Raw genomic sequence first — 12282 nt, 5'->3', positions numbered from 1 at the left:
AAACTATGTCTCAAACGTCGTTCGTTCCGGGAACTTGCCGCCTTCCCTGAATAAACATCGTACCAGTCGCTGCGCGGCTCGGTTAAAGAAAAAACTCGGGCTTACCCCGTCCACCTGGACAGGTTCCAGTTCCTTCACACTTTCCTTGATCTTATTCATCTCAATGAGCCCCATCTTTCGCTCATTTGGTCCGAATCGATAAATAACCTTCTCATCGTCCTCCGTCTGTTTCACCAGCAGAATCACGGATGCCATACAGGTTACCCCCTATCGTTACGTTCTGAGATTCCATTAACTACTTGCCTACTATCATTATTACCCAGATTCTAGTGGAAGGATATAGGACTTAAGTTAGTTATACCTAAATTAAATATCCTGATATAAAGATTCTCTGGAATGAGTCGTTAGGCTCACAAACACCGTGTTTACACTATCCTAATGGATAGTCACTGTCATGAAAGTGCGTACTGCCCAAGTCGTTTTTCTCCGTTTATACTAACCTTATCTTGAATTCCCAAAGGAGAGAAATATATGTCTACAGCTCAAATATATAGCCACGGTGTCCCGTGGGAAGAGGCATTCAGTGTGGCTCAGGGATACAGTGTTAACGGTACGATCTACATTGCAGGACAATTTTCACATGATATGCAGGGGACGTTTATTGGTGTCGATGATATTGAAGCACAGGTTCGCCAGACACTCGATAACTTGGATCGTGTGCTCGCCGCATTCGATGTAACCAAGTCGAACATTGCTGAACTGGAGATTTTCTTAGTTCATCCGCAGGAGCATCTTGAGCCATGTGTTGCCGTGTATAAAGAGTACATTGGTACTCATCGTCCGGCTGTTACGATGGTTGGGACATCGGGTCTGGCCTTCCCTCATCAACTGATCGAGATTCGCGCCGTTGCTCATACCAACTGATTCGGAAAATCCCTAACGCTCCAGCACTAAGAAAAACGACCTGATGAGGTATTCACTTTAACGAAGTTCATACACACAAAAAAAGCAGGGTCGGATAAAATCCGCACCTGCTTCATCATTTATTCTTTTTATTAAACAATTTACAAACGCGGGTCTACCCGCTCCGACTCCAGTGATAGCGTTGCCAGCACACATTCATGAATTCGCTCCACTGGCTCTCTGCGTATAAAGCGCTCAATCCCCTCCATGCCCAAAGCACTCTCCATTAAGGCGTGGCGTTCTTTTTTGGATGTTTTACGTTTACGAAGTCGGGACAGATTCTCGGGTGCCAGGTAATCCATACCATAGATGATGTGCAAATATGCACGTCCTCGTACTTTAATCGCAGGCTGGATGATTTTATTTCCGTTCCAGGCGCGGAACGTTTCAGGTTTGATCACAATCCCCTCATGTCCTTCCGCCGTAATCTCATCCCACCAACGAGTGACATCCGCTTCATCTGCCTCACTTGCGATTACGCGATATTCCGTCTCCATCATCATGGTCGATATCCGGGCGAACTCACGGTTCTGCTCCATATGCCATTCATGCGTTTGCTCCCAAAATGCTCCCGTGCTATGTGCAAGTGTATGGAACGGCGCAATCCGAATGTCCCCGATATCATCCACATCCCAGCAGTATTTCTGGAATACATCGCGGAACGTCTCGGCATTAGCGAGTTTACCTGCTGTCTCCTGCAACCACTCCTCTACGTTACAACCTGCTGCTTGAGCTTCGCGCAGTTTGTCCATCACCGTAGAGCGATCCATCATGGAGGCTTCAGCCACATGTGCATATTGCGAAGCAATCAGCTCACGTGCCTTTAGATTCCAAGGTACAATCTCCGCATCGAGCAATACAAACTCCGTCTGATGATGATCAAAATAACCATCTGCAGTCAAGTCCGCATGTAATCTGGAAAGCACATCCTGCTCTATCGAAGGGGCAAAAAAGGATCGGCCCGTCCGGGTCACAATGTTCCCCAGCATCGGTCGGCCTACTCGCTGCACCGCAGCTTGCTCATCGCGGAAAAGAAGTAAAATGGCCCGGCTGCCCATGTGTTTCTTCTCGGCAACCATACGGGTAACACCCTGTGAACGATAATATTGGAACGCATCCTGTGGATGCTCCAGATATCCCTCTACAGAACAGACACCCGGCGGCGGACTCATCGTAGGCGGGATGTAGAGCAGTTCTTCCAGCGGCACAGTATAATGGGAAAACGTATCAATCGCCGTCTTCGCCACCTCACCGTGCACAGAAACATCCAGTTTGGATGCTGTCTGAACCGTGAAACCCTCCTTGAACTTACGTATGTTGGGCGGAGCAAAACGCCGCTGTTCCCAGCGCTTTAATGGACTATCCGGATCTCCTGCATAATCCTGCTTCGCCGGAACACTGACTGCCTCACGTTCTGGCATTCGCCAAGCAGTGAGCATGCCACCAAAAACGACACCTTGATCAATGTTGACCGTATCATTCACAATCGTAGGATATGGACGGGGATCATGTCCCCAGACGATGTATTCACCCGAATTGTGATCCACGTACCAATCCTTGCGCACAGGCCGACCCTGCTCATCCATACCTTCCACATCGCCATATCGGCAGTAATCCTGAATGCGTTTGGACTGTTTTCCGATAAAATGATCTCGAATCCCCGCGTGTGCAACAACCACTTGTCTTACCCCGTTGCGGGAAAAGACCAGATGAGATGGTGCATCAAGCAGAAAGGTCCTTAGCTCTGCACGTACTCGCTTTGCTGTCTCTTGACCTCGCTCCTGCTCAAGCTGTAGCAGTTCCATCTCCACCCGTTCGTCACCATGACTCAGTGTCACGTCTCGACCATCCAGATAACGTGCAATCTTCCAGCCGTGATTACTGTCAATCATGTAGGCAAGCTCGGCGGCACAATGTCGTTGCCAGAACAACAGACATTTTAACGATTCTGGCCCACGGCTCGTTACGTCACCAACGGAGACCAATTTACGTCCTGCGGGGTGACGGTACAGACCAGTTCCATCCTCGTCCATATACCCTAGACGGACGATTAATTCCATCATTTCATCGTAACAACCATGAATATCTCCGACGATATCAATACCTGTACCCATATCAATCACCAGCGGATTGGATGTGCGGACAAATGTAATCTCATCCGGCTGCTTCAGCACATAGCTGGCATCGAAGCCATCCTCACGGATGGAGCGTAATGTACGCTTGAACTGCTGCACCTGTTGCTTCACCCGTTGACGTCCACGCGGATACTCCCGCTGGGCATCACGTTCCAGCAGTTCTTTTTCAGGGATATCCAGTACCACAGCAATTACAGGCACATGAGCTTTTCTTGCCACCTGAATCAGGCGCTCGCGATCCTCGGGATACAGATGTGTCGCATCCACCCAGGTCAACTTGTTCAGACGGCAGCGGGTTGCCAGCATCGCCTCCATCGCTTCAAATGCTTTAGCCGATACTTGCTGATACTCCGCATAGATCACATCCGCTTCGCTGCGCGGTCGATGTTTCCAATCCACATACTCATCATCCCCAACCAACATGCGGAATTGATCTGACGAGACGGCTTCTGTGCGGCGAATGACACTTTCTGCAATGAGACGATCCAACATCGTACTTTTGCCACTGTTGGACGGGCCAACAAGAACGACGATACCTGCATAGGGCAGACGGATCTCCCGCTGTCTTTCCTTCATCTCATTTTTCCGATCCTGCTGTCCTCTGCCCACACTAGCTGTTTCGCTAGAACCCTTTTCTTTACTCATGATTGACTCTCCTTTCTCCGCTCAAAAATGACCAGTTGGGTAGGTTGTCCATAGCCTTCTGCATGCTCACCGATGCCCTTAATTTCATAGGCATAGTTCCCCTGTTGCGTCCATTCCTCACACCGGGAAACCAGTTCCGCACGGGTCCACTCGAAGCGATGATCATGGTGACGGAAGCTTTCCTGCTCCATTGCATACACTTCGTTATATTCCTTGTTTGGTGTAGTGACCAACAGCACATCTGGCTGATATTCGTTCATGATTGTATCCATAATTCCGTTCAGACGATATTCCTCAATATGCTCAATCACTTCGCACAGAATCATAACGTCCTGGTTTTGCATCTGCTCGTCAAAATAAAACAATGAACCGATGATCGGCTCCGGCATAGCCACCACTCCAGAACGACCCTCGAGCTTCGCGAAGCGCTCCATGGCCCGAAGTCGTGACTGGCCCGAAGGTTCAACGGCCAGAATCGACTCCACACCGGGAATGTACGCCAATCGGGCAGATAGCTTGCCTTCCCCTGCTCCCATATCTACAATGCTCCGTTTCACTGGTAACGCTGCAACCACATCTGTGATTGCACGATAACGCAACTCGTTTAACCTCACAGGAGGTTCTGATTGGCTGCCATCGCTAACAGACTCGGACCCACGCTGCTCTTGTTCTCCGTCTTCTCGATGTTCCACGTTAACCTCCTGAATAACCGCCTCCGAGATGTGGCCTATTCCTCTCTCCTGTCCAAAAGACGCAGACAAAGCACCCTCTTGTCGCTCATACTGTCGGATCAGTTCGGCAAAACGCAACGTACGCTTCACAATGAGTTCTTTCAGTGGGTGAGCATCCAGCCACCCTTCACCATATCGTTTGATTTTATCGATCTCATCTTCACTGATGAAATAATGTTTGTAATTATCCAGCACTGGAATCAGCAGAAAGAGCTGACGCAGCGCATGTTGTACCGTGTTACGACCACGCAGGATGATATGGCGAACCGTGCTTCTATTTTTCAGATCAAATGAATACGAAAGCTCTCCTCGTTCCACCGAAACGGAGTATCCTAATGGCGAGAATAATTCCTCCACAACCTTATCGGGCAGATCGGAAGCCACTGGGCCAAATTTCAGTTCCAGTTCAAAGGCATGATTCACCCACTGCACATAGTCTTCCTTCGGCTTACCATTCAAGGCCGTCCCGAGCGCCGCACGTATGTAGGAGCAGAACAGACTGCTGGTCACGAACTCACGATCGTTAATATATTGCGTTATGTCATATCCATCAGGTGTACCTCTGACCAGATCCACAGGATCAGGCTCGGCATGAATCAGTACTTCTGTTTCGTTCTCTGTAGCCGCAGTGTACACCATTCTTACACGCACACCTTTGTCTACGCGGTCATATATATTCAGCGGATTCTTCGCTAACAAATGGGATACAACCCCCACGTCAGCGCCGCTTGCTTTCAAGATCAGATGCATCAATTCTCCTCCTTCGGATCAATTCCATTCTCTTTCACGATTTCCGTTGTCATCAAGCCCTAATTAGTTCCCCATACCTCTTGCAATGCAAATCGAAAAATCCGGTCCAATTCTTCAAATTCAATAATTTGCTCATTATCCATCTTGCCGGCCATTCGTTCAAAATGCTCGATCTTCTCCGCCAAAAAAGCTTGTATTGCGGGCAACTGCGGCTCCAGATCCAGTTCCTCGCCCGCCTTTTTCCGGCGCAGCAATTCATGAATCTCCGTATATAGCGGTGTAGTCGCAGGTACAAGTTCTTGCACCAGCTCTTCAAATGCCATCGGTGGCATTGCATCATAACGTTCAATCCAGCCACAAGCGAGCAATGGACGAAGCACGTAGAAATACTTTTTGATCTTCACCTGCTCACCTTGTAAATAATCCCGGAAGTTCCCCTTTGCCATATTCAGATAATGATACATGCAGGACTTGGGCGAGAAGGTCAAAGGTGACAGTGCACGGATATGCTGTGCCACGTTATACTGTTCATCATACTGAATCGGGGATTGCAGCCACTCCAGTAACGGTGGATTGGATTTGCGAAACAGCTTCAAGGCCTTGCGCAGATCCCAACCATTGATGTCGAGCTGATCACTGATCGGGCGTTCGATCACATCCCTTTTATCCTCAATCGACAAGTACCATTCCAGTGGTCTTACATACAGAAAACGCACATCATAATCACTATCCTGGGAAGGAAATCCCCAAGCCCGACTGCCGGATTCACAGGCATAGATAATCCGAACTTGCTCCTCCTGTTCAATCTGCTTCAGCTGTTGTCTAATCGTATCTCTCATTTCTTCATGAACATGAGTCATGTCAGTCGCCTCCTTTTAAAAAATTACAATATGGATCATGGATTCCTATTCCCTTCTCGCATTGTTCACCAGATCGATTAAACGTGTTGCCCTTCCTCGCTCATAACCTCATTATGACCCAAGCATGATCATACGAACATGGCAGAAGTATGGCGACGAATCACTTCCATAACTCATTAAATTATCGTTTACCTTCATAAGTTTAAAATGAAACCTGCCGCTCATCCTGCTACAATGAAGGGATAACAAGGAGTGAATGTTCATGGCAAGAGAGAGTTTTGACAAAGAAATTCAGTTCTTACGCATGTTATCCCTAACAAGCGGTGCATATAACCGCAAACAATATGCCGAGCGGCTTGGCATATCCGTACATACCTTTGATAAAACCAATCGCAGATTAAAAGAAATCATGCAGACCGTCGCCGACCAACGCTCAAGTGCCGAAGCAGGCCGGGAAATGGCAGATCTCGTTCGCTTCCAATACGGGGAGTCGGCAGAGCCTATGTTGCTCTTCCTCTTCCGCGCCAAGTCGATGAAAGAGACTGAAGTTCAGCGGCTTTCTGTCCTTTTGCATACCTTACAACATAAAACCCTGACCGCAATGGAACTGCTGGACGCCTGCTGTGCTGATCTGCCGGAAGATCTGGCACTACCTGACGAGAAAACCATTCGTTCCGATCTGAAGTATCTGGAAGAGGTTGGGGTTATCCGAAAAGAGCCAGGTGGCAGACCATATCGATATGCCTTGCAACAGGATGTCCTTACCGAATTAACAGTGGAGGAACAGCTGGAGTTGTATGATTTTGTGGATATGATGGCGAATACCCAGGTTCCGTCCGTACAGGGATATTTATTGCGCGATAGTTTGAAAAAAGCCATTACGGCAAGTTTTCCGCAAGAAGAAGCTACCGAACCCTATATCTATAAGTATCACTATTATTCTCGTATCCTGGATGAAGCTCATCTCTACACACTGCTTGGTGCGATTCGTCAGCGCAAACGTGTGCATTTCCTATACTATTCACCGAAAAAACCATCCAGCTACAGTTCACAGAATACGAATCCACGCTTTGAACGGGAAGCAGATGGTCGATCCAACCGGATCGTGCCCCTTGAAGTGATCTATGACCATCAGTATGGTCGTTGGTATGTAATTGGATATCAGGGCCGCCGCGGGTTTGTGAAATTCCGCATGGAAGGCATAACCCAACTGGAGGAACAGGATTCAGTAGAAGAGCAATACATGCTTGAGTTGAAGCAGCAGTGGACCGACATTAGTCGCTACAGTTGGCTTGTGGATACGGGGAATACCGTGACGGTTCAAGCTCGCTTTTTCCACCCGGAACGTGGTCAGCGCAATTTCATTCTGGATCGGGTTCGTCTGCAAGGTCAATGGGGCAAGATTATACCCGAAACGGATCATACCTTTCTTTACGAAATCCAGGTCAACGGTACCACAGAGATCAAACCGTGGTTACGGAGTTTTGGCTCAAGCTGTGAAGTAATCGCGCCTCAGAGACTACGCCAGGAGATGATCAAGGAATGGAAGGAGATTGCGGAATATTATGAACCTGTTCGAGAAGATGTTCAATTACCAGATGATGACACGACTGAATGAAACCGGACTGTTCACCTGGACCTCACAGGAACGAGCCTGGCTTCGCATGATGCTGAATCACCCTGCTGCGAGAGAAGCGCTGAGCCCTGTAACGTTGGATAAAATGCACAACATGCTGAATAGTGAGCAGAACCTGAACCTTCAGGATTACCTGACCGAAAAAGCCAAAAGCGAAGAAAATAGTGTCTCTCACCCACTACTTCGACAGTTACGGCTAATCATTCTGCATCATCAAGGATTTCGGCTGATCGGTCGCGTTCGCAATGGACGCACAAGCCAAGATGAATTCGGCTTCCCGTATAAACTGGAATATTCCATGGTCAAAAAAGAATGGTACGTGCTGTGGTATGCTCCTCGCTTCGACAAACTCATGTCCACCAAACTGCACAGCATCGTTACCGTGGAAGCCCAACCGGTTGAACCGGATACCGCTTCGGGTTACACTGCCCGAATTGCTGCGATAACGGAGAAGCGTAAAACGACCATCACCATCGAGGTACTGCCCCAGTTCAATCAGGAACTGTCCCGAATCCTCTATGCCTTCTCCTGCTTTGAGAAACAGGTCGAGTACCTCGAAGCCAAGCAGACATATCGGATCGAGCTGACCGTTCCGCGCAATGAGATGGATTACGTCTTATCCAAAATGCGGTTTCTCGGCAAACGGGTTCGAATCGCTGACCACACAGTGCTGCGGGAGCGGATGTCCGAAACAGCTGCGAAGGCATTAGCCCGTTATGCGCAAGCTGAACCTGATCAGCATTCTGAACGCACACGAGGCGTCATACCGCACCAGCATGATGAAGAACCTCTCGCGAATGCCGATGTCCATTGATTTTATGAGAGTGGGTTAAATGTCTATTTGTCAAAAGCAGCAATTTCATCTACGCAAATAAGGTCTGGATGATATTATCCAGACCTTATTCCTCTATTCCTGTAGAACTACCTAACTGCCTGTGAACCCCATTATTCTGCACTACGTTCCGCCACTGCTGGCAGCCGAGTTCCGTCTTTTATTAATCGCGTGCACGCCCATGACCACTGCAATTAATTCATACGTGTCCAGTTGTTCCGACTGGTTATCTAATACAAATGCTCCTGAACTAAACCAGCCGCTGGTACGACGGAAACTGGCCACGATGCGGCCGCCACTGCCACTTATATCATATTCCTGCGAAAATGCTGGAGCAGACACATCATACGTACCGCGTGATCCCGCATCATACTCATACTTTTTGTTAAAGAAACTGAACCTGGCCCGAAGCACACCCAGATGTCTCCCATCTGCTGCAGTGATATCCCAACGATTCGTTAACATGCGGAATTTTCCGCTGCAGACTAATCCCGAGTTATCCGATACATCGAGCGAAGAACCAAAGACACTTTTCAAATCCAGATGCCCTGCCTGTTCCTGATTTGGATTCATAATCTCGGTGTAACCTGCGTTAAAAAAGTTATCCCTGAAATATAGTTCCATAACGCTTTCTCCTTTCCCTTACAGATCCTTTTGTTCTCTATAACCTAATCTCGCATCGAGCACACAATATATCTATATATACGTATAATTAATGGTAGTGGATTCAAAAAGTGGATTATTACTGGATGTAAAAAAACGAGCAACCCTGGTTGCTCGCATCACGTTCAAGTTATCCTGTTATCAGACTTCGACTTTTTTGTTGTTCAGGTAAATGGTAGCCCACACCAAGATGACCGCCACAATAACTTCAAATACAATGCTTCCCCACATGCCGTCCGACCATAATACGCCATTGGCTGTGATCGAGATCCCTGTACTTTCTTCCGTGTACCGGAACATTTCATTTGGACTAAAACGTCCTGTCGTAATGATATTCTCCAACCAGCCAAGCAGATTAACGAGGACCAAGAATGCAACGATTCCGATCCATGGCCCAGTTCTCCAACGGAAGCTGCCTGCAATCGAGATCGAAAGGAAGATAATGACGGTCATGAATACCATAACCCATGCGCTAAACAGCAACAAACTAATATAATCCGAAACATGTAGACCCGAAAGATCAATATTGTTAGCTATGTTCATTCTGAGCTTCATTGAAATATAGATGTAGGCATGAGTCGTAAAAATAATGACTAACCCCAACCCGCAAAGAGCTCCAAAGATCAAAGGAGACAACACATGTGATAGGCCCGTTACGGGTAACAGACGGCGATTATAAGAGCGGATATTGGACGTGTATGTTTTGATCATTTTCACATAAATAGCCACACCTACTCCAACATATCCCATAATGCCAAGCACAATCCCTGTGACCTCAGACACGAAAAGGGAAAGCCCCACTTGAGCGATAATCAAAATAACTAGCCCCGCCAACAGTGTATTCCAGTTCCTTCTAAAGTCATACTTCAATAATGTCATCATTCCGCATAGACCTCCTTGAACATCTCATCCACACTTTTCCCATATTTCAGACGGAGCGTTTCCACTTCTTCCCGCATCACCAGCTCGCCCTCGCGAATAAAGACAACTTCATCAAAAATCCGTTCGATATCATTCACCAGATGCGTGGAGATGATGAGACTGCTGTCTTCATCATAGAATTTGACGATCGCATCCAGAATCTTGCCACGCGCAACCGGATCTACTCCGCCAATCGGTTCATCCAGCAAATACAGACGAGCCTTACGAGAAAGTGCCAGTGTTAGTTGTAGTCGTTCATTCATCCCTTTCGACAGATGCCGTACCCGGTCACTCTCGACGAGGTTCATGAAGTCCAGCATCTCCCGCGCCTTCTCCTCATCAAAATCAGCATAGAAATCGCGATAGTATGCAATCGCATCCCGCACTTTCATCCACTTTTCGGTTAATGGACGATCCGGCATGAACGAAACCAGTGCCTTCGTCTCCAGCCCAACAGGCTTACCTGTGACTTGAATCGTTCCGCTGCTCGGATGCAATAAACCTGCAACCAGCTTCATGAGCGTACTTTTTCCACTACCGTTGCTCCCCAGTAGACCTACGATTCGTCCCGGTGCAATATCCAATGTAATATTACTTAGCGCTTTCTTATTGCCATATGTTTTATTGATCTGGTTCAGTTCAAGGATGTTACTCATGCGTTGTTCCTCCCTTTCCTTCCGCAACGGCATCGGCTACGATGGATAAGATATCCTGCTCTTCGATCCCCAGTTCCTGCATTCCGGTCAGAAAGCGTTCCAGCAATTCACCGGCCATCTCTTTTTTGATCGTCATAATCTTCCGCTCCTCACTGGTCACGTATCTGCCCAAGCCCCGTTTGGTTTCAACCACTTCTTCCCGCTCAAGCTCCTGAAATGTCCGTTGTACTGTATTGGGATTGATCTGTAGTTCGGCCGCCAATTCACGAACCGAAGGAATTTTGTCACCTGCCTGAAGTGTCCCGGTTACAATCTGTCTTTTGATGTACTGCATGATCTGCAGATAGATTGGTAAATTGTTATCAAATTCCATAGTCACAAAGCTCTCGCTCCTCTCTGTACTGGTGTGTTAGTTACATAGTACACTAGTGAAATAGTGTTGTAAAGCCCATTTGTTAAAACCTATTTTTGCTTTGGTCCTGCGGAAGCTTCGGCTATCTGTTTATTGGAGTAGGTTTGTATAGATACATGGGCACAAAAAAGAGCAGATCGGGTAGATCTGCTCCGCATGACTTATTAGTCGTATTTTCATCTATTTCACACGATATCCAAAGGTACCTTACCTTTAGGTGCAGGAAATGCCTCATCCAAACGGGCGAGTTCCTCTTGTGTCAAAACGATATTCACTGCTGCTGCATTGTCTGCCACATGATTCAGCTGTACCGCCTTGGGAATCGCCAGCACATCTCCATCGCTGATCACCCAGGCTAATGCGATCTGCGAAGTCGTAACTCCTCGATCCTGTGCAATATCCTGAATGACTGGATGCTCCAACAATTCACTTCGAAGTCTGCCACCCTGAGCCAGGGGACAATACGCCATTACAGGAACGCTACGTTCCCGCATCCAGGGAAGCAGATCATGTTCAATACCACGCGAAGCTGCATGGTAGAGCACCTGATTCACCATGCACTGAGACCCCTCCGGCAGACTCCATAACTCCTGCATATCCCTTGTATCCAGATTTGATACACCCCAGCGAAGGATTTTACCGGATTGCTTTAATTGTTCCAAAGCCTCAACCGTCTCTTCGAGCGGTACTCCCCCTCGCCAGTGAAGCAAATACAGATCCAGACGATCTGTACCAAGACGCGTGAGACTACGCTCACAGGCCGTAATCATCTGCTTGCGATCTGCATGATGGGGATATACTTTGGATACGAGAAAAACTTCATCACGATGGCCCGAGATGGCCTTTCCCGTAACAACTTCTGCCCCACCTTCTGCATACATCTCCGCCGTATCAATCACAGTCATTCCCAGTTCAATACCAGAACGCAGTGCCCGCACTTCTTCTTGCTGGCTGGATTGCTTCTCTCCCATGTTCCATGTGCCTTGTCCTATCGCAGGCAGGGCAGTTCCATCCGGAAGTAGAATCGTGCGTGTTGGATTACCATGCATCATCTATATTCCTCCATTCTGAAGACTTA

Annotated in this window: 12 protein-coding genes; 3 read left to right on the top strand and 9 right to left on the bottom strand. The window is 47.8% G+C overall.

The window, feature by feature from the left end:
* Positions 1-3: 3 nt before the first annotated feature.
* Positions 4-255 (bottom strand): RNA-binding protein, encoded by a 252-nt coding sequence (locus tag AC4E8D_RS05790; RefSeq protein WP_036606446.1) that lies wholly within the window; start codon positions 253-255, stop codon positions 4-6.
* Positions 256-531: 276 nt separating this feature from the next.
* Here AC4E8D_RS05790 and AC4E8D_RS05785 point away from each other — a divergent pair, with 276 nt between their 5' ends.
* Positions 532-924 carry a RidA family protein gene (locus AC4E8D_RS05785; protein WP_221819000.1) on the top strand — a complete coding sequence of 131 codons (393 nt, stop codon included), beginning with the start codon at positions 532-534 and terminating at the stop codon, positions 922-924.
* Between the two features lie 140 nt (positions 925-1064).
* On the opposite strand, the gene AC4E8D_RS05780 is transcribed toward AC4E8D_RS05785, so the two are convergent.
* The 3 genes from AC4E8D_RS05780 to AC4E8D_RS05770 form a co-directional block, all read right to left on the bottom strand.
* Positions 1065-3674, bottom strand: coding sequence for a polynucleotide kinase-phosphatase (locus AC4E8D_RS05780; RefSeq protein ID WP_490206470.1), 2610 nt, complete (start codon positions 3672-3674; stop codon positions 1065-1067).
* A 65-nt stretch (positions 3675-3739) separates the two neighbouring features.
* On the bottom strand, positions 3740-5224 hold the full coding sequence (locus AC4E8D_RS05775) for a 3' terminal RNA ribose 2'-O-methyltransferase Hen1 (protein WP_221818999.1): 1485 nt from the start codon (positions 5222-5224) through the stop codon (positions 3740-3742).
* A gap of 59 nt (positions 5225-5283) precedes the next feature.
* Positions 5284-6084 (bottom strand): nucleotidyltransferase domain-containing protein, encoded by an 801-nt coding sequence (locus tag AC4E8D_RS05770; protein WP_221818998.1) that lies wholly within the window; start codon positions 6082-6084, stop codon positions 5284-5286.
* A 262-nt stretch (positions 6085-6346) separates the two neighbouring features.
* Between AC4E8D_RS05770 and AC4E8D_RS05765 the strand changes: the two genes are divergently transcribed.
* A complete protein-coding gene (locus AC4E8D_RS05765; protein ID WP_490205963.1) occupies positions 6347-7702 on the top strand; it encodes a helix-turn-helix transcriptional regulator in 1356 nt (451 codons plus the stop codon).
* Entirely contained in the window at positions 7650-8534 is an 885-nt protein-coding gene (locus tag AC4E8D_RS05760) for a WYL domain-containing protein (protein WP_449005271.1), read from the top strand. Before AC4E8D_RS05765 ends, AC4E8D_RS05760 begins: the two co-directional genes overlap by 53 nt.
* Positions 8535-8675: 141 nt before the next feature.
* Here AC4E8D_RS05760 and AC4E8D_RS05755 read toward each other — a convergent pair whose 3' ends face one another.
* From AC4E8D_RS05755 to AC4E8D_RS05735, 5 genes are all read right to left on the bottom strand, one after another.
* On the bottom strand, positions 8676-9176 hold the full coding sequence (locus AC4E8D_RS05755; protein WP_449005270.1) for an LURP-one-related/scramblase family protein: 501 nt from the start codon (positions 9174-9176) through the stop codon (positions 8676-8678).
* A 180-nt stretch (positions 9177-9356) separates the two neighbouring features.
* Entirely contained in the window at positions 9357-10097 is a 741-nt protein-coding gene (locus AC4E8D_RS05750; RefSeq protein ID WP_449005269.1) for a hypothetical protein, read from the bottom strand.
* On the bottom strand, positions 10094-10792 hold the full coding sequence (locus AC4E8D_RS05745; protein WP_490205962.1) for an ABC transporter ATP-binding protein: 699 nt from the start codon (positions 10790-10792) through the stop codon (positions 10094-10096). The genes AC4E8D_RS05750 and AC4E8D_RS05745 overlap by 4 nt, the downstream gene beginning before the upstream one ends.
* Positions 10785-11171, bottom strand: coding sequence for a GntR family transcriptional regulator (locus tag AC4E8D_RS05740; RefSeq protein WP_026081254.1), 387 nt, complete (start codon positions 11169-11171; stop codon positions 10785-10787). The genes AC4E8D_RS05745 and AC4E8D_RS05740 overlap by 8 nt, the downstream gene beginning before the upstream one ends.
* Before the next feature lie 218 nt (positions 11172-11389).
* Positions 11390-12256: an aldo/keto reductase gene (locus tag AC4E8D_RS05735; protein WP_339182490.1), complete on the bottom strand. Its 867-nt coding sequence runs from the start codon at positions 12254-12256 to the stop codon at positions 11390-11392.
* Positions 12257-12282: the final 26 nt, after the last annotated feature.

The organism is Paenibacillus sp. SRL342, assembly GCF_984798905.1.
The sequence above is the reverse complement of the archived record's forward strand: the minus strand, read 5'-3'. Positions and strand labels throughout refer to the sequence as shown.